Origin of the sequence: Anderseniella sp. Alg231-50 (assembly GCF_900149695.1) — a bacterium.
In the GTDB taxonomy this organism is placed as follows: domain Bacteria; phylum Pseudomonadota; class Alphaproteobacteria; order Rhizobiales; family Aestuariivirgaceae; genus Anderseniella.
In genome coordinates this window covers 2,545,631-2,562,739 of the sequence record NZ_LT703003.1, presented here as the reverse complement: position 1 = coordinate 2,562,739, position 17,109 = coordinate 2,545,631, and the positions used below count along the sequence as shown (strand labels likewise).

17 protein-coding genes are annotated in these 17,109 nt (G+C 58.5%); 10 read left to right on the top strand and 7 right to left on the bottom strand.

Annotated features, from left to right (window positions below; genetic code table 11):
- Position 1 precedes the first annotated feature (1 nt).
- Positions 2-436, bottom strand: a complete 435-nt coding sequence (locus tag DHN55_RS22340) for a hypothetical protein (protein WP_337660208.1) — start codon at positions 434-436, stop codon at positions 2-4.
- Positions 437-559: 123 nt separating this feature from the next.
- On the opposite strand from DHN55_RS22340, the gene DHN55_RS12150 reads away from it, so the two are divergent.
- Both DHN55_RS12150 and DHN55_RS12145 read left to right on the top strand, forming a co-directional pair.
- Entirely contained in the window at positions 560-1,402 is an 843-nt protein-coding gene (locus DHN55_RS12150) for a universal stress protein (protein WP_337660207.1), read from the top strand.
- Positions 1,403-1,449: 47 nt separating this feature from the next.
- The gene (locus DHN55_RS12145; protein ID WP_108881522.1) at positions 1,450-1,824 is read left to right on the top strand and encodes a hypothetical protein; all 375 of its coding nucleotides are present in this window, start codon (positions 1,450-1,452) and stop codon (positions 1,822-1,824) included.
- Positions 1,825-1,909: 85 nt separating this feature from the next.
- Here DHN55_RS12145 and DHN55_RS12140 read toward each other — a convergent pair whose 3' ends face one another.
- Together DHN55_RS12140 and DHN55_RS12135 are read right to left on the bottom strand one after the other, a co-directional pair.
- The gene (locus DHN55_RS12140; RefSeq protein ID WP_108881521.1) at positions 1,910-2,341 is read right to left on the bottom strand and encodes an Hsp20 family protein; all 432 of its coding nucleotides are present in this window, start codon (positions 2,339-2,341) and stop codon (positions 1,910-1,912) included.
- 178 nt (positions 2,342-2,519) lie between these two features.
- Entirely contained in the window at positions 2,520-2,969 is a 450-nt protein-coding gene (locus DHN55_RS12135; protein ID WP_108881520.1) for a host attachment protein, read from the bottom strand.
- A gap of 143 nt (positions 2,970-3,112) precedes the next feature.
- Here DHN55_RS12135 and DHN55_RS12130 point away from each other — a divergent pair, with 143 nt between their 5' ends.
- The 8 genes from DHN55_RS12130 to DHN55_RS12095 all read left to right on the top strand — a co-directional run bounded on the left by DHN55_RS12130 (position 3,113) and on the right by DHN55_RS12095 (position 13,691).
- Positions 3,113-4,585: a YfcC family protein gene (locus DHN55_RS12130; protein WP_108881519.1), complete on the top strand. Its 1,473-nt coding sequence runs from the start codon at positions 3,113-3,115 to the stop codon at positions 4,583-4,585.
- The gene (arcA, locus tag DHN55_RS12125; RefSeq protein WP_108881518.1) at positions 4,582-5,808 is read left to right on the top strand and encodes an arginine deiminase; all 1,227 of its coding nucleotides are present in this window, start codon (positions 4,582-4,584) and stop codon (positions 5,806-5,808) included. Before DHN55_RS12130 ends, arcA begins: the two co-directional genes overlap by 4 nt.
- Positions 5,809-5,827: 19 nt before the next feature.
- Entirely contained in the window at positions 5,828-6,829 is a 1,002-nt protein-coding gene (argF, locus tag DHN55_RS12120) for an ornithine carbamoyltransferase (protein WP_108881517.1), read from the top strand.
- Positions 6,830-6,833: 4 nt separating this feature from the next.
- Entirely contained in the window at positions 6,834-7,745 is a 912-nt protein-coding gene (gene arcC, locus DHN55_RS12115) for a carbamate kinase (RefSeq protein ID WP_108881516.1), read from the top strand.
- A gap of 2 nt (positions 7,746-7,747) precedes the next feature.
- Positions 7,748-9,310, top strand: a complete 1,563-nt coding sequence (locus DHN55_RS12110) for an AAA family ATPase (protein WP_108881515.1) — start codon at positions 7,748-7,750, stop codon at positions 9,308-9,310.
- A 124-nt stretch (positions 9,311-9,434) separates the two neighbouring features.
- The gene (locus tag DHN55_RS12105; RefSeq protein WP_337660206.1) at positions 9,435-10,418 is read left to right on the top strand and encodes a universal stress protein; all 984 of its coding nucleotides are present in this window, start codon (positions 9,435-9,437) and stop codon (positions 10,416-10,418) included.
- A complete protein-coding gene (locus DHN55_RS12100) occupies positions 10,415-13,156 on the top strand; it encodes an HAD-IC family P-type ATPase (RefSeq protein ID WP_108881513.1) in 2,742 nt (913 codons plus the stop codon). Before DHN55_RS12105 ends, DHN55_RS12100 begins: the two co-directional genes overlap by 4 nt.
- Before the next feature lie 25 nt (positions 13,157-13,181).
- On the top strand, positions 13,182-13,691 hold the full coding sequence (locus DHN55_RS12095) for a hypothetical protein (protein ID WP_108881512.1): 510 nt from the start codon (positions 13,182-13,184) through the stop codon (positions 13,689-13,691).
- Between the two features lie 138 nt (positions 13,692-13,829).
- Here DHN55_RS12095 and DHN55_RS12090 read toward each other — a convergent pair whose 3' ends face one another.
- The 4 genes from DHN55_RS12090 to DHN55_RS12075 form a co-directional block, all read right to left on the bottom strand.
- Positions 13,830-15,074, bottom strand: a complete 1,245-nt coding sequence (locus DHN55_RS12090) for a DUF6596 domain-containing protein (protein ID WP_108881511.1) — start codon at positions 15,072-15,074, stop codon at positions 13,830-13,832.
- Between the two features lie 32 nt (positions 15,075-15,106).
- Positions 15,107-15,460: a YciI family protein gene (locus tag DHN55_RS12085; protein WP_108881510.1), complete on the bottom strand. Its 354-nt coding sequence runs from the start codon at positions 15,458-15,460 to the stop codon at positions 15,107-15,109.
- A gap of 191 nt (positions 15,461-15,651) precedes the next feature.
- Positions 15,652-16,086: a universal stress protein gene (locus DHN55_RS12080; RefSeq protein WP_337660205.1), complete on the bottom strand. Its 435-nt coding sequence runs from the start codon at positions 16,084-16,086 to the stop codon at positions 15,652-15,654.
- 89 nt (positions 16,087-16,175) lie between these two features.
- Complete coding sequence (locus DHN55_RS12075; protein ID WP_108881508.1) at positions 16,176-17,063, bottom strand: MBL fold metallo-hydrolase; 888 nt, start codon at positions 17,061-17,063, stop codon at positions 16,176-16,178.
- Positions 17,064-17,109: the final 46 nt, after the last annotated feature.

Genomic DNA, 17,109 nt, shown 5'->3' with positions numbered 1-17,109 from the left:
ATCACTTGACGTTGAAGTTTCGGCGCTGGGGAGTAGGCGGAACCGCGATCTTGATGCGGGTGACCGAGGCTCTTACGTCGCGGCCCTGCCACGGAACCACGCCATAGGTGTTGCACCATCTGGCACTGAATATTCTTGCTTCGCCGTCAACCTTGAAGCGGAACTTCAGGCACCGGCCCGATCGGCGTACAGGGCCGCCTGAAAACACACCGGGTACCTGAAAGTACACCCGGCAATCGTGAGTCAGGCGCGCGGTGGCGGCTTCAGTTGTGCCCCTGAAATTTCCCGACATCTTGTAGGTGCCGGGCTGTGCCCAGTTGAATATGCATCGGGTGGCAGCCTGCAGATCACCCGGCAACATGGCGACCAGCACAAGGCTGGCGCCCGCCATAAGCCAGATTGGGCCTGCACCCTTAAAGTTGCGGATCGTAGACATACCTACCTCCAGTGATGCGTCACTGAAACACAGCGGCTGACCAAGGCATATGACTTCGATCAATGCGCCATGCCGACTGCGAGTTGCATGATGTGCCTGCCAACTTTGACAGGAGGATGTTCTGTGAACCCGAAAACCTTTGTCGTGAGTCTCAATGACACGGACAATCTGGACCATCTTTTGACCACCTGCAGCCTGTTTGCGGCACGCAACGGTGCCCATGTGATCGGCGCCTACATCATTCCTTCCGTTGAGGTCTTTGCTGTGTATGGCGGTATTGCCATGGCGGATGTCGTCGATGCGCAGCGCAAGCGTTATCAGTCAATGGCAAAGCAGGTGCGCGAGAAATTTGAACGCGTCATGGCCCTGAATTCGCTGTCTTGTGAATGGCGCGAACTGGACGCCATGAGCTCGTCCATTGGCCGGGAGTTTGTAGACCAGTGCCGGTTCGCTGACCTGGCGGTCATTGCCCAGGTCGACGCAGGCGAAAACTGCGGCGTTGAACCGAGTTTCGCCGAATATGTGGTGATGGAAGCTGGCCGGCCAGTGCTGCTGGTGCCGCGTGGCAAGCCGTTCGAGATCATTGGAAGCAGGGCGCTGATGGGCTGGAATGGGGCCAAGGAAGCAGCACGTGCCTGTTTTGACGCCCTGCCGCTTCTGCCGGCAGACAGCGAAGTCAGCATTGTCTGGGTCGATCCACAGAGGCAGCGTTCTCTGGCGGGTAACGTACCTGGTGCGGAACTGGCGGCAACCTTTGCCCGCCACGACATAAGAGTCACCGCTGAACCGATGCCCACGGCAGACACCGACGCCGGCCGCGCCTTGCTTGCACGAGTCGAAGATGTTGGTGCCGACCTGCTTGTGATGGGCGCATACGGGCACTCCAGAGTGCGTGAGTTCGTGTTTGGCGGTGCAACCGAACACGTACTGAACAACATGACGGTGCCGGTGCTGATGTCGCACTGAGGCTTGCTAACCATCTTTAGTTTTACCTGCTATGGAGACACTTTGTGATGACTATGAAACAGATCCGCATGGACCTGGCCCGCGACCGGGACTTTCCGCAAGGCAGCCGCCAGCATGGCTATGTCCTGGTAGCACCTCTGGACAATATGGACAGGATTGATGCAGCGGAATGGAAAGCCAACCGGGAGCAGTGCAGAGTGACGCGGTTCTGGGGGGACAATGAGCACGAGATTGGACACCTGGTTCGCAAACCCGGTGGGGCGTGGGCGTTCCACTACGATATTCACGGCAACGAGGACGATGATGAGACCGGTTACCGGTTCGGCGATGAGCGTTTCCGGCCCGGAGAGTATGTTTCAATCCGCGAGCAGGATGGCGAGATGCGGACGTTCCGGGTTATCACCGCCACTGACATCCGCTGACACTGAATGGACCTCAGAACAAAATGACGGCCACTGTTGCACAATACAGTGGCCGTCTCGCTTTCAGTCAGGCCGAAAGGAGAGATCAGGCAGCGTGCTTGATCTTTACCTTGTGAGTCTTGGCTGTGACTTCCGGCGGTTTCGGCAAGGTTACGGTCAGGATGCCGTTCTTGAACTGGGCATCGACCTTGTCCGGCTCCACACCGAAGGGTAGTGACATGGAGCGGGCAAACTTGCCGTAAGACCTTTCAACGACGTGGTAGTCTTTCGACTTGTCCTCTTCCTCTATCTTTTTCTCGGCCAGGATGGTCAACCGGTTGTCGGTCACGGTGACATTGACGTCCTGCTGATCCACGCCGGGAAGTTCCGCCGTTATTTCCAGCGCCTTGTCGGTCTCCGCCACGTTGATGACGGGCGACAGGAGCGCGTTGCTGTTTGCGCGGTCGGGTTTCAGTCCAACCGACTGGGTGAAATCGTGAAACACCCTGTCAATTTCGTCGTGCAGGGAACCGAACATGCCAGGCCAGTTCTGCGTTTTCCAAAGCGATGGAAGTGAAGGCTTCTCTGTCATCATCTGTCTCCTTACGAATAGCGAAAAGTGAGTGCCGTCCATGCAGGCAATGCTATCTCGGGCGGGAAGGGCTCTGCCTTGACCGCGATCAATCGACAGCATATTTGCCGGCTGTTTCTTGCGGTTAAACCGCAAGCACATCGGCAAGATGATCGCCCAGCTCCTTGTTGGGAACATGCACGAGGTTCTTCGGGATTTCCCCGTAGACCACAGCCAGCAGCGGCTTTGGCAGGACCTTGCGAATATCACCAAGTGTTGCGGGAGCAGCCACCAGTACCAGCCGGTCAAAGGCATGTGCCTGCAGCTGATCCTGCAACCCGGCAACCAGTTCGGCGGCAAAGGAACGCTTTGCCTCGCGCTGGGGATCGGACGGTGGTTCCATCGCATGGCGATGGGCGCCGGCTGAGTCGAAAGTGCGGCCGGGCCGGTCGGCCATTATGTCGCCTGAGCGGACATTTTCTCCTTCAAACTCCATGCCACGTACCTCGTCCAGACCCTTTCCGGGTCCGGAATTGCACACGATCCGGGCGCGGGTTCCGTCTGCAAGCAGTATCCATGTTCTAACCGGTTTCATCGTGATGCCTCCTGGTTGAGCGGGGTTTTGCCAACTTATCAATTTTTTGACGGCCGGCCTTGATCATCGTCAAAGCAGGGTCGGGTCAATCATGTTTTGCTCGCTGCAATCTTAACACTGTCGACGGCGAATGGAGACACAAGATGACCACCGCCACAAACCATACGTCCGGGCAGGCGGAAACGCCTGCCGACTTGCCAGCCGGGTTCGCAAGCCGGTTTCCAACAGCCTATTCTATTTTGTTCGGCCTCATTCTGTTCATGGCCGCATTGACCTGGTTTGTCCCTGCCGGGCAATACGACAGGGTGCAGAATGAAGCCCTCGGCCGTGAAGTGGCGGTGCCGGGAACCTACAAGGCCGTCGATGCTGTACCGCAGTCACTGTTCGACATCTTCCTTGCGCCCGTCAACGGATTCTACAGCCAGTCGGCGGGTACCGCGAACGCCATCGATGTATCGCTATTTGTGCTGATTATCGGTGGTTTCCTGGGAGTGGTGAACAGTACCGGCGCTGTTAATGCGGGTATTGCCAGGGCCATGAATGCCTTGCACGGCCGGGAAAAATGGATGATCCCGATCATGATGGCGCTGTTTGCCGCCGGCGGCACGACCTACGGCATGGCCGAGGAAACGCTGGCGTTTTACGTGCTGATCATCCCGGTGATGATTGCGGCGCGATACGACGCCGTGACAGGTGTCGCCATCATCCTGGTCGGTGCCGGTATCGGAGTGCTTGGATCGACAATCAATCCGTTTGCGACAACCATTGCCTCCAATGCAGCCGGTATTCCGTTTACCACGGGCATGATGTTGCGTTTCATCATCCTGGGTGCCGGATGGGTGGCCTGTGTGGCTTATGTCATGTGGTATGCGGAACGCGTGCGGGCCAATCCGGAACTCTCGATTGTCGCCAGTATGAAAGCGTCGAACGAAGCGCATTTCAAGCTCAAGGGTGATGCTGACGATCAGTTCACCATGCAGCACAAACTGATACTTGTCCTGTTCACATTGACCTTTGGCGTAATGATCTGGGGTGTGTCGTCGCAAGGCTGGTGGATGGCGGAAATGTCCGGCCTGTTTCTGGCTGGTGCGCTGATTATCGGCATTGTCGGCTGGGTTGGCGAAAAACCCTTTGTTGATGCGTTCATCGCAGGCGCAAGGGATCTTCTGGGCGTTGCCCTGATCATCGGACTGGCGCGCGGCATTGTGGTGATCATGGACGCGGGCAAGATTACCGACACCATCCTGCACTGGGGCGAGCAGGCCATTCAGGGATTGTCGGCCATAGCCTTCATCAACGGCGTGTTCGCCGTTGAAGTGCTGATGTCGTTCCTGGTGCCGTCGACGTCCGGCCTTGCGGTGCTCAGCATGCCGATACTCGCGCCACTGGCGGATTTCGCCGGTGTCGGGCGCGAACTTGTAGTGACGGCTTTCCAGTCTGCATCAGGCCTGGTCAACCTGATTACACCGACATCGGCGGTGGTCGTTGGCGCACTGGCGATTGGCAGGATTTCCTACGACAAGTGGTTGAAATTCGTCTGGCCTCTGCTGCTCATCCTGACCGTCATGGTCGTTGCAGCCCTGAGTGTGACGGCAATGCAAGGCGGTGCGGCATGAGCTGGAAACCTGGCGTTCACTCGGAAGCCGGCAAACTGCGCACCGTAATGGTGTGCCGCCCGGGCCTAGCGCATGAGCGGCTGACACCTTCCAACTGCGACGAGCTCCTGTTTGACGATGTGTTCTGGGTCCAGCAGGCCAAGGCGGACCATCACGACTTTTGCACGAAAATTGCTGATCGTGGCGTGGAGGTCCTCGAACTGCATGATTTACTGGCAGAGACCGTGCAGCAGGAAACGGCGAGGGACTGGCTTCTGGACCGCCGGGTGACCGAAGATCATGTCGGTATCGGCATGATGTCGGAACTGCGAAGCTGGATGGATGGCCTGCCTGCAGCTGACCTTGCGCGGTATCTCATCGGTGGCATTGCCGTGCAGGACCTGCCGTTCAAACCGGAAGGCATGTTCGGACCCTATCTGGGGCCTGACGGGTTTGTGCTGCCGCCATTACCCAACAGCGTTTTTACCCGTGATACCAGTTGCTGGATCTATGGAGGCGTAACCCTCAATCCGATGCACTGGCCGGCCCGCCAGCTGGAAACCCTGCTGACTGACGCCGTGTACAGGTTCCATCCCCGGTTCCAGGATGCCGACTTCGACATCTGGTGGGGGGATGGCGAAAACGGCCGGGCACCGGCCAGCCTCGAAGGTGGCGATGTGATGCCGCTCGGCGATGGCCTGGTGCTGATCGGCATGGGGGAACGCACCACGCCGCAATCCGTTGGACAGGTGGCCCGCGCCCTGTTCGAAGCAGAGGCCGCCAGCCGGGTCATTGCCTGCCAGATGCCCAAGTCACGCGCGGCCATGCACCTGGATACGGTGTTCTCGTTTTGTAACCGTGATCTGGTGACCAGCTTCGTCGAAGTGGCCAATGAGATTGCCTGTTACAGCCTGCGGCCCGGCGACAAACCGGGCGACGTTGATTGCCGGCCGGAAACAAAATCCCTGTTCGACGTGACCGCAGAAGCCATCGGGGTCAAGAAACTGCACGTGATCGCCACCGGCGGCGACAGCTTCGAGCAGGCGCGTGAACAATGGGATGACGGCAACAATGTCGTCGCACTGGAGCCGGGGGTGGTGGTTGCCTACGACCGCAATGTCTTCACCAACACCCAACTGCGCAAGGCAGGCGTCGAGGTCATTACCATTCGCGGCGCAGAACTTGGCCGTGGCCGCGGCGGCGGTCATTGCATGACCTGTCCCATCGCTCGTGATCCGCTGTAACCTTAAAGGAACCGGTACCATGCCAGTCAACCTCAAGACCCGCAGCTTCCTGACGCTGCGCGATTTTACCCCCGAAGAGATCAGTCACCTGATCGAGTTGGCGATGGACTTGAAATCAACCAAGCGGGCCGGCATCGAACGCCAGCGGCTCGACGGCAAGGAGATAGCGCTGATTTTCGAAAAGGACTCAACCCGCACCCGGGTGGGGTTTGAGGTGGCCGCCTATGATCAGGGCGCACATGTTACCTACCTGGGGCCGTCCGGCACCCAGATAGGTCACAAGGAAACCATGAAGGATACCGCGCGCGTGCTGGGCCGGGTTTACGATGCGATCGAGTATCGCGGATTTGGACAGGCGACGGCCGAGCAACTTGCCGAGTATGCCGGTGTGCCGGTGTACAATGGCCTGACCGATGAATTTCATCCGACTCAGGTTCTGGCAGACCTGCTGACAATACGCGAACACAGCGGCAAGCCCTTCTCGAAGGTGGCGCTGTGTTTTCTCGGCGATGCCGGCAACAATATGGGCGACAGCCTGCTGATTGGCGGCGCGAAAATGGGCATGGACATCCGGCTCGGCGCACCAAAGGCCTGCTGGCCGGTTCAAGGCATCATAGATGAGGCAGAAGCGATCGCGGCTGATACCGGTGCCCGGATACTGATTACCGACGACGTTGCCGAAGCAGTTCGCGCCTGTGACTTCATCTACACCGATGTGTGGCTCTCGATGGGCCAGGCAAAGGAGAAATGGGCAGAACGAATTGAGCTGCTCAAGCCCTATCAGGTGAATGCGGCTGTCATGGAAAATACGGGAAACCCGGACGCGAAATTCATGCATTGCCTGCCGGCCTTCCACAATACCGAGACCAAGGTGGGCAGGGAGATACAGCAGCAGTTCGGCCTTGACGCCATGGAGGTGACCGAGGAGGTGTTTGAATCCGCAAACTCCATAGTGTTCGACCAGGCAGAGAACCGCATGCATACCATCAAGGCGGTTCTCGTCGCCACGCTGGGGGACTGATCCGGTGAAAGTGATCGTGGCTCTTGGAGGCAATGCCCTGTTGCGCCGGGGCGAGCCGATGACATCTGCGAACCAGCGTAAAAACGTGAAGCGTGCGGCGGGCTCGATTGCGGCACTGGTTGCATCGGGCCATCAGGTTACCGTGACCCACGGCAACGGACCCCAGATCGGCCTGCTGGCACTGCAGTCCGCGGCCTACGACGCAGACAGTGCATTTCCGCTTGACCTTCTGGGGGCGGAGACCGAGGGCATGATCGGTTACCTGATCGAACAGGAACTGGAGAATGTGCTGGGCTCATGCCACAAGGTCGCAACACTGCTGACCCAGGTTGAGGTGGATGCCCGAGATCCTGCGTTCAGTGATCCCACCAAACCCGTGGGGCCGGTTTATGATGAATCCGAAACCCGCAAGCTGGCGCAGGCACGGGGCTGGACGGTCAAGGCCGACGGTGCAAAATTCAGGCGTGTGGTGCCGTCGCCGCAACCAAAGCACATCCCGGACACTGCGATAATAAAACTTCTGCTGGAGCACGATATCACTGTGATCTGCGCCGGCGGCGGCGGCATACCGGTTGTGCGCCGGGCCGACGGTTCGCTTGTCGGCATTGAAGCGGTGATTGACAAGGACGCCGCCAGTTCCCTGCTGGCAACCGATATCGAAACCGATGCGCTGCTGATGCTGACAGATGTGGATCGGGTTTACCTGAACTGGGATACGCCCGAGCAAAAGGGGCTGGACAAGGTGAGCCCCGATGAATTGCTGCAGTACGAATTTGCAGCCGGGTCCATGCAGCCAAAGGTCGATGCTGCATGCCGGTTTGTGATGCAGACCGGTGGTATGGCCGGCATCGGCAGGCTGGAAGACGCGCTTGGCATTCTTGAAGGCCGGGCAGGGACGCGGGTGTCGAGGCCGTGACGATGGACCCGGCAGTTGCTGAAAACGATGAAGTCTCCGACCAAGCCGAGGTAATTACCTTTCTTCGCGATGCGTCATCTTATGCGGGGCTCGTGCAATCAGTTGAAGTGATAGAAACCCATGCGGCCATGGTGTTTCTGACCGAGAACGAGGCCTTCAAGATCAAGAAGGCCGTCACCTTTCCGTATCTGGATTTCGGTACTGTGAAAAAGCGCAAGGCGGCCTGTGAACATGAGCTGCGGATCAATCAGCCTCACGCTCCCCAGATTTACCTGGATGTTATTGTGATCACCCGCGAGGCAAGCGGTGATCTTGCTCTCGGCGGAGCCGGAAAGCCGGTGGAATGGGTGCTGCACATGCGGCGTTTTCCGGACAACTCGCTGCTTGGTGATGTGATCAGAACCGATGGAGTGAGCGCTGACTACCTGGACCGTCTGGCGGATGAGATTGGCAGGTATCAGGGCGAAGCGCGTGTTGTTCGCGATGACTGTGCTGCCGGCAGAATGACTGCCATCGTCGATGAATTGTGTGATGCCTTTGATGAAGCAGCAGAGTTCCTGCCGTTAGCTGAAATACGTCGATTTGAGCAGTCCGCGAACGCCGCGCTGCGCCAATCCTCTGCGTTGCTGGATGAGCGCGGCAGGCTAGGGTATGTGCGGCGCTGTCATGGCGACCTGCACCTGTCCAACATCATCGTCCTGAACGGCGAACCGGTTTTGTTTGATGCCATAGAATTCAACGACGAGATTGCGACCGTTGATGTTCTGTACGACCTGGCCTTTCTGCTGATGGACCTGGGGCATCTTGGAGAAGACGGTCATGCAAACCGCATTCTGAACCGGTACCTGTCCCTGTCCGGAAACGCTGATCATCTGGCGGGATTGCAGGCCTTGCCGCTTTTCATGGCCTGCCGGGCTGGCGTGCGGGCCATGGTTGCGGTGACGCGATTGCAGCAATCATCCAGGACCGGACGGCCATCTGAAACCGCTGTCGACGCCAGTTCCTATCTTTGCGAGGCAACTGGATATCTTGCATCCCGCAAACCCCGACTGATCGCCGTCGGCGGATTGTCGGGCACCGGCAAGACTTCCCTGGCGCGAGCGCTGGCGGCGCGAATTGTCCCGAGCCCCGGTGCCGTGCACCTGCGAACCGACATTGAACGCAAACAGCTGTTCGATGTCGCCGAAACAACAAGATTGCCGAAGGAAACCTACACGCAAGAGGCCAGCGATGCCGTCTATGGACGCGTTTTGCACAAGGCCGCGATCGCCTTGCGGGCGGGCCATACTGTTATTGTTGACGCAGTTTTCCTGCATCAGACCGAGCGCTCTGCCATTGAACAGGTGGCGGAGGAGGCAGGCGCCTCGTTTGCCGGCTTGTGGCTGGAAGCCGCTGAAGAACACCTCGTCGCGCGGGTGACTGCCCGCCAGGGCGATGCGTCCGATGCCACTGCGGATGTGGTTCGCCATCAGTTGAGGCACCGTGCCGGGCCGGTCAACTGGCACAGGATCAACGCTGACGGTGTGTTGGAGGAAACAATGGAACAGTCCTTGAAGGTGTTGTGACCCGATTGCCGGTTGATGATTGACGCAAGTCAAGGCGCACAGTGGTGATGGCGCTCAAGGTGAACTTGCAGACACCGGATCCGGTGGACGCTTTTGCTGCCACAAGTCACTGCTGGAGAGAGGAATGCGACGGTTCAGAAAGATCCTGTATGTCCACGAGGAGAATTCGCCGACCGCGTTGCAGACCCTGCAACTGGCCTTGAATATTGCAGGCAACAGCGACGGTAAGGTTGATCTCCTCACCGTGCTGGAGCCGCCGGCGGTCACGTTTGCCTCCAATATTTCGCTGTTGCTGCAGTCACGCTGGGTTAAGGAGTCGGAAGAGCAATTGCAGCAACTGGCCGGGACCGCCAGCCCTGAAGGCAGCCTCAATACGAAGGTCATCGAAGGCAGGCCGCATATCCAGGTGGTGCGGGAAGTTTTGAGACATGACTATGATCTCGTCATCAAGCCAATTGGCCCAAGCGGTTTCCTGGACAAGCTGTTCGGACGGCTGGACATGCGCCTGCTGCGCAGTTGTCCATGTCCGGTGTGGCTGTCGAAGGGCGAGACCTATGGCGCGTTCGACAATGTGCTTGCAGCGGTCGACGCGGATGTCGATACGTCCCTTGATTACCTCGGCGGCGAGCCGCCCGCAAAGGATGCGCTGAACCGGCAGATACTCGAACTGGCGTTTTCCCTGTGCGCTGACAACAGCGCCCGCCTGCATGTCGGGCACGCATGGTATCCGCCGTTCCTGTCGCCTTACAGCCGGGCACGGGCCAACGTTCCCCAGGACGAGATCGATGCATATGTCACAACGGTCAAGCGCACTCACACAGGCTGGCTCAAACGACTTATGAATGATGCGGCAGGCTGGGCCGGTGAGGGTGTTGCAGACAGCGTGCACCTGAAAACGCACCTGCCCCAGGGCGACCCGGAAACTGAGATACCCAAGCTGGTTTCCGACGTTCAGGCAGACCTGGTGATCATGGGGACGGTTGCCCGTACCGGGGTTTCCGGGTTGGTAATGGGCAACACGGCGGAGACCATACTGGATCAGATATCCTGCTCCGTACTGGCGGTCAAGCCGTCGGGTTTTGTATCCGGCGTCACCCTTGATGAATGAACACGATCAAACCAGTGAACCACCAGAAAATCGAACAGACTGACAAAGACTGGCATGAAATTGCAGCCGGTGCGGTTCTTGAACGGCTGGGCACATCGCCTGACGGGTTGAGTGACCACGAGGCGGGCAGGCGGCTGAAACAATATGGTTTCAACCGGTTGCCGCAGCCCAGGTCGCGAAGTTCGTTTCACCGTTTCGTTCTGCACTTCAACAATGTCCTGATTTACGTGCTGCTGGGCTCGGCAGCTATCACAATGTTGCTGGGCCACGTGATCGACACGATCGCCATCCTGGCCGTGGTGCTGGCCAATGCGGCAATTGGTTTTATTCAGGAGGGAAAGGCCGAGAAGGCCATGACCGCCATCCGCCGCATGCTGGCGCTTCGTGCTTCCGTCATGCGTGATGCACGGCGCAAAAGTGTTGAAGGGCACTTGCTGGTGCCTGGAGATGTTGTCCTGCTGGAAGCGGGAGACAAGGTGCCCGCGGATGTTCGCCTGCTGGAAACTCATGGGCTTCAGATTCAGGAAGCCATCCTGACCGGCGAGTCAGTGCCGGTGGAAAAACACACCGGACCCGTCGCAGCCGGCGCCATGCTGGGAGACCGTACCTGCATGGCGTTCAACGGCACGCTGGTCACCAGTGGATTCGGCAAGGCTGTTGTTGTCGCGACAGGAGCGACGACGGAGATCGGCCGCATCAGCAGCATGATTTCCAATGTCGAGGTACTGACCACGCCGCTTGTCAGGCAGATGGACGGCTTTGCGCGCTGGCTGACAATCCTCATCCTGATCGTGGCAGCGACGCTGCTGACATTCGGATATTTCGTCGGGCATCTGGAGTTTAATGAGCTGTTCATGGTGGTGGTAGGGCTGTCGGTGGCCGCCATTCCCGAAGGCCTGCCGGCGGTGCTGACCATTACCCTGGCCGTTGGCGTGCAGGCCATGGCGCGCCGCAATGCCATTGTCCGCCGCCTGCCTGCTATCGAAACCCTGGGTTCGGTATCGGTGATCTGTACAGACAAGACCGGCACCCTGACCCGCAACGAGATGATGGTGGCATCCGTGGTGACCCACGAAAACGTCTTCACGGTGGAAGGTGACGGCTATGAACCAGAAGGGCACATAACACTGCAAGGTGCAGTAGTGGACGGCTCGGATCATGCAGTTCTTCAGGAGCTTAGCCGCGCCGCCGCGTTGTGCAATGATGCAGCACTGCGCCATCACGAGGGGACATGGCTGGTTGAAGGCGATCCCATGGAAGGCGCGCTGCTGGTGCTGTCGGCCAAAACCGGCATGGAGGTTGCCCGGGAAACCACCACCTGGAAACGCACTGATGCAATTCCCTTTGACGCCAAACACCGGTTCATGGCCACGCTGAACCACAACCGGGAAGGCTCTGCACTGGTTGCGGTGAAAGGCGCGCCTGAACAGATATTGTCCATGTGCGCAAAGCAGCGCTCCGGCGCGGGCAAGGCCGTGGCGCTTGAGCTGGCATACTGGAACGAGAAATCCCGGGAGATTGCCGCGCTGGGCCAGCGCGTGCTGGCAGTCGCGATGAAACCGGTGCCGGCCGGGAAAACCACACTGGGTGTCGCGAGTGTTCAGGACGGACTTGTCCTGGTGGGACTGGTCGGGTTGATCGACCCGCCGCGCCCGGAGGCAATTGAAGCGGTCAAGGAGTGCGACGGGGCCGGGATACTGACAAAGATGATTACGGGAGACCATCCCGGTACGGCAACAGCAATCGCCCGGCAGGTCGGCCTGCGCAACCCGGAAACCGTTCTGACGGGTTCGGACCTGGACCTGATGGATGATGCCACACTGGCCGGTGCGGCACTGCAGACCAACGTCTTTGCCCGCACCAACCCGGAGCACAAGCTCAGGCTGGTCATGGCGCTTCAGGCGCACGGCATGACTGTTGCCATGACCGGTGACGGGGTCAATGACGCGCCGGCGCTGCGGCGAGCAGACACCGGCATCGCCATGGGTCAAAAGGGCAGCGAGGCAGCCAAGGAGGCGGCTGAACTGGTGCTGGCAGATGACAATTTCGCCTCAATAGTTGCCGCCGTGCGCGAAGGGCGTACCGTGTATGACAACATCCAGAAAGTCATCAGCTGGACGCTGCCGACCAATGCCGGGGAAACTCTGGTGATAATCGTGGCGCTGCTGTTCAGCATGACACTGCCGATCACGCCGCTGCAGATCCTCTGGATCAACCTGATCACCGCAAGTACCTTGGGGATCGTGCTGGCCTTTGAACCAACTGAAGCCAACACCATGCGGCGAATGCCACGACCCAGAAGCGAACCGCTTTTGAACAGCGGGCTGGCCTGGCACATTGTACTGGTGTCGATACTGTTCCTGTGTGGTGTGTTCGGGATTTATGCCTATGCGATCGACCGCGGGTATTCAGTGGAACTGGCGCGCACCATGGTGATGAACACGCTGGTGGTCATGGAGATATTCCACCTGTTTTTTGTGCGCAACATTTACGGAACATCCCTGACCTGGAAAGGGTTGCGCGGAACAAGAATAATCTGGACTACGGTAATCGGCGTTGCTGCCCTGCAGTTTGCGATTACCTATATTGCACCCTTGCAGGAGGTTTTTTCCACACGGGCCGTGTCGTTCTTCGACGGTATGCTTATTGTGGCAACCGGTGTCATTCTGTTTGCAATCGTCGAAACTGAAAAACAGATCCGACTGTTGTTCAGGCGCATTGACGGCGTGGTTGCTTGAGCCAAACTCGGGGGAGGGTGCCGGAATGCCACTGAAAGACGAACTTGGACGGTGGGACCGAAAGTCGAAGGATTTCATTTCGGACCTGTTCGACCAGCATCATCAACAACCCGGATTCCTGGCCGGCCTTGTCGGCATGCTTGATGACACGCAATTGCAAAGCGGAGCGACCTGGTTGCTGAAACACCATTTCGATGAAGGCGGAGAGCCGGTTGACGAGAAGCTGGTGGCCGCGATCTACAGGAAAACACCGGGTCTGGTTCCATGGGATGCCAGGCTGCACATCCTGCAATGCATGCCGCGAATGCCGATTGCGCAAGCCGAAATGCGCACCGTAGAGACGTTCATCCGGCACTGCCTGGCGGATGACGCCAAGTTCGTCAGGGCGTGGGCATATAGTGGCTTTTGCGAGTTGGCGCGCCGGTTTCCGGAGTTCCAGGCAGACGCTGTGCAAATTCTGAACGAAGCGCTGTCGGGCGAGACCGCAGGTTCGGTGTTGTCCAGGGTCAGGCGTGAATTGCAGCACGGGTTTTAACTTGCTTGTACGTGTTGCCGGATTGATGAAGTCTTGATTCAAGCGGGCGGAATTATTGCCATGTTTACAATTGCTTGACGCGGAAAACGAGAGTCGCGCATTATCTGCCATGAGGGCCGGTGTTGAAACTGCCGCCGTTCAAAGGTGCGCAACCTTGTCGCGCAGAAAGGCCTTTTCCAGCCGGTTGTCCGACAAGTCGATAGCGGTATTGAAGCACGCCATGGCGTCTTCCGTCCTGCCGGCACGAGCCAGCATATCGGCCCGTGCGGCAAAGTAGGGCTGATAGGCATCAAGCGTGCCCTCGCCTGCCGCGTCATCCAGCATTGTCAGCGCTGCCTCCAGGGACCGGGCGTAGGAAACCGCAACGGCCTGGTTTATGCGAACGACCGGTGACGGCTGAATTTCATGCAGCAATTGGTAGAGAGCTTCTATCTGCGGCCAGTCGGTTTCCTGCCAAGACGGGCTCTGGGCATGCACTGCGCTGATGGCAGCCTGCAACTGGTAGGGACCGAGGCGCCGTTTCGGCAAGACCACTTCCAGAATGCCGGCTCCTTCGGAAATTTTTGCCTTGTCCCATCGCGCACGGGGTTGCGCCTCGAGCGGGATCAATTCGCCCCGGCTGCCGGTGCGAGCTGCGCGCCGTGCATCATGCAGGAGCATGAGCGCGAGAAGGCCGCCGACCTCGGTGTCATCCGGCAGGAGCTGGCGGACGATGCGGGCCAGGCGGGTGGCTTCCTCGATCAGGTCAGTGCGTGTCAGATGGTCACCGGCGGATGCAGAGTAGCCTTCGTTGAAGACCAGGTAGATAACACTGAGAACCGATGCGATGCGTTCGGGGAGAACGTCGCTATCGGGAATTTTGTAGGGAATGCCGGCCAGCGAGATTTTCCTTTTTGCCCGGACAAGGCGCTGCGCCATGGCGTCCGGCCTGTCGAGAAACGCGTGCGCAATTTCTTCGGTGGTCAGGCCGCCAAGGGTACGCAGGGTGAGAGCCACCCTGGTTTTTTCCTGCAGCGCAGGATGGCAGCATGTGAAAATCATCTCCAGCCGCTTGTCGGGGATCACTTCTGCATCACCGTCGCCGAGTGCTTTGTTGTCCAGCTCCATGAGGTACGCTACCTCGTCTTGCCTGGATGCGAAGTTCCGGTCGCGGCGCAGCCGGTCAATGGCTTTCCTGCGGGCCGCGGCAATCAGCCATGCGGCCGGTGAATTCGGCAGGCCGTTTTTCTGCCAGTGGTGCATGGCTGCGACGACGGCGTCCTGCAGGCTGTCTTCCGCCAATTGCAAGTCGCCAACCGTCTTGACGAGAGAAGCGAGTATGCGCCCCCACTCTTCGCGGACCGTCCGGTCAATCGTTCGTTCCAGTGTGAGAGGGGGCAGCATATCGGTGATCGAAGCCTGTCAGGTACCTGAGGCTAGTTGTCCCATACCATGACCGGGCGAACCTCAATTCGCCCATGCTCGGCGGTCGGTATCATTGCGGCGTACTTTACGGCTTCGTCCAGGTCTTCGCAGTCGAGCAGATAATACCCGCCCAATTGTTCCTTGGTCTCGGCAAACGGTCCGTCCATGGTCTCCGCCTGGCCACTGCGCACGGAAACCGTGGTGGCGGTTGCCACCGGTTGCAGAGCATCCCCGGCGACAAATTTACCCTCTTGTTTCACCTGTTCGGTAAAGTCGACATAGCCCTTCATGAACGGGCCGAATTCATCCGTTCCCGGTTGAGGTCCTGAACCATCTGCGGAATAGATGAGAAGCATGTACTGCATTTTGTTTTCTCCTTGCGATGAACCAGGCGCGTCGTGCCCTGGTACATACCAGACGAACGGCGATCATTGAAATCGACATTGCCTTGAGAAAAATTTGCAATCAGCTTTAGGACAAGGGTTTGCGAGCGTGCCGATGCATCCGCTGACAGGGCGGAACGCGGTCTGCACAGGCTTCCCCCGGTGTTTTCCGGCTATTTTACGGTCATGCAGGTGCACGGAGCATTCTGGCTGACCTTGTGTGATACGCTTCCGAGCAACAGGCTGGCCAGCCCGCCAAGGCCGCGGCGGCCTGTCACAATCAGGTCTGCTTTCGATTTTTCGGCCTGTTGCAGAATTTCGTCTGCCGGGTCGCCATTGCCGATAATGCATTCAGCAGGCGTGCAACCCTGGGCTTCGGCCTGTTTCGCGGCCTGCTCCATGACCTGCTTTCCCGCTTCGGCAATTTTTTCCGGGCTGGGTGCAATGGCCACGGCGCCAGACCCGACGGCGATTGCGGTGGTTTCCACTTCCGGGGAGTGAACCAGATGAATTTTCGACTTGTACTTGCCGGCAATGTCGCAAGCCGTTGCCAGCGCATGCTCAGCCTGTTCGGATCCATCAATTGCAACGATGATTGTTTTAAACATGTCGGCCACCTCAATGTTGACGATGGCTGCCATGTTAGGTCGTGGGCAAATGTGATTTCTTGACGCAGATCAAACGCCATCATGCCGGGCTATCCGCCCTTGCTGTCATGCCAGCTGGCCTTGTCAAAAGCGACATGGTCACCGAAGTAGTCGATGGTGGGCGCATCGGCGGGCAGTGTTCCGGCAGAATACTGCGTTGTGGCGCTGTCCAGCCAGCGCGTGTGCTGCTGCCTGCGCACCCAGGGTTCTGCCGGCATCAACGTGCTTGAGCGCTGGACGACATCCCAGATGTAGTAATGATGCGGAACCACTACTTTGGGCTGCAGACGGTCGATGATCGCCTCGGTGTGCTGGAAACCCATGACGTGCTGGGACTCGTCGACCGGCAGCAAGGCGATATCAACCGGTCCGATCGCCTGCCACACTTCGTCCGGCGGATTGTGCCGGTTATCGCCCCAGTGCAGGATACGCAAACCGCCGGTTTCGACGATGATCAGGCAATTGTCCCAGGAGCGCGGGTTGTTTGGCGGTTCGATATCGACATTGCCGAATTCCCTGATGATCTTCTTGAAATCATAGCTGGCGCTTGAACTGTCGGTGGCGTGCTTGTCGGCAATGCCGGTGATGCGCACATCGGCAAACTCATAAACCCCGATGAGCCGGTCGAGGAGCACATGGGCATCCAGGCGGTGCAATGCATCATGATCAAAATGCGCATGTGTCGCGACACCGATGTCGACTGCGGTTTTCGGGAAATCGTAAAAGTACCAGTCCCATCTGCGTGTCGGGAGGTTGCGCCACGGGTCCAGCATGACGGTGATGCCGGAAGGAGACGTGATCCTGAAGGCCGAACTGCCAAAATAACTGAGAGCAACGGTCTGTTCCGGGGCAGGGCGCTCATTCCACTGATGCTCGATCATGGCATTGTGGTTGGTGCGCAGTTGCCAGGACTGAAGACCCTCGTTGATGTCACTCATTTGGCTTCTCCGGATTGGAAACAGAACGGCTTTGGACCTCACCATA

Bases quoted from the DNA above. Each gene is read 5' to 3' on its own strand.
- DHN55_RS22340 (WP_337660208.1), bottom strand. From the start codon at position 436: ATGTCTACGATCCGCAACTTTAAGGGTGCAGGCCCAATCTGGCTTATG.
- DHN55_RS12145 (WP_108881522.1), top strand. From the start codon at position 1,450: ATGACTATGAAACAGATCCGCATGGACCTGGCCCGCGACCGGGACTTT.
- DHN55_RS12140 (WP_108881521.1), bottom strand. From the start codon at position 2,341: ATGTTCGGTTCCCTGCACGACGAAATTGACAGGGTGTTTCACGATTTC.
- DHN55_RS12135 (WP_108881520.1), bottom strand. From the start codon at position 2,969: ATGAAACCGGTTAGAACATGGATACTGCTTGCAGACGGAACCCGCGCC.
- DHN55_RS12130 (WP_108881519.1), top strand. From the start codon at position 3,113: ATGACCACCGCCACAAACCATACGTCCGGGCAGGCGGAAACGCCTGCC.
- arcA (WP_108881518.1), top strand. From the start codon at position 4,582: ATGAGCTGGAAACCTGGCGTTCACTCGGAAGCCGGCAAACTGCGCACC.
- argF (WP_108881517.1), top strand. From the start codon at position 5,828: ATGCCAGTCAACCTCAAGACCCGCAGCTTCCTGACGCTGCGCGATTTT.
- DHN55_RS12110 (WP_108881515.1), top strand. From the start codon at position 7,748: ATGGACCCGGCAGTTGCTGAAAACGATGAAGTCTCCGACCAAGCCGAG.
- DHN55_RS12105 (WP_337660206.1), top strand. From the start codon at position 9,435: ATGCGACGGTTCAGAAAGATCCTGTATGTCCACGAGGAGAATTCGCCG.
- DHN55_RS12100 (WP_108881513.1), top strand. From the start codon at position 10,415: ATGAACACGATCAAACCAGTGAACCACCAGAAAATCGAACAGACTGAC.
- DHN55_RS12095 (WP_108881512.1), top strand. From the start codon at position 13,182: ATGCCACTGAAAGACGAACTTGGACGGTGGGACCGAAAGTCGAAGGAT.
- DHN55_RS12090 (WP_108881511.1), bottom strand. From the start codon at position 15,074: ATGCTGCCCCCTCTCACACTGGAACGAACGATTGACCGGACGGTCCGC.
- DHN55_RS12085 (WP_108881510.1), bottom strand. From the start codon at position 15,460: ATGCAGTACATGCTTCTCATCTATTCCGCAGATGGTTCAGGACCTCAA.
- DHN55_RS12080 (WP_337660205.1), bottom strand. From the start codon at position 16,086: ATGTTTAAAACAATCATCGTTGCAATTGATGGATCCGAACAGGCTGAG.
- DHN55_RS12075 (WP_108881508.1), bottom strand. From the start codon at position 17,063: ATGAGTGACATCAACGAGGGTCTTCAGTCCTGGCAACTGCGCACCAAC.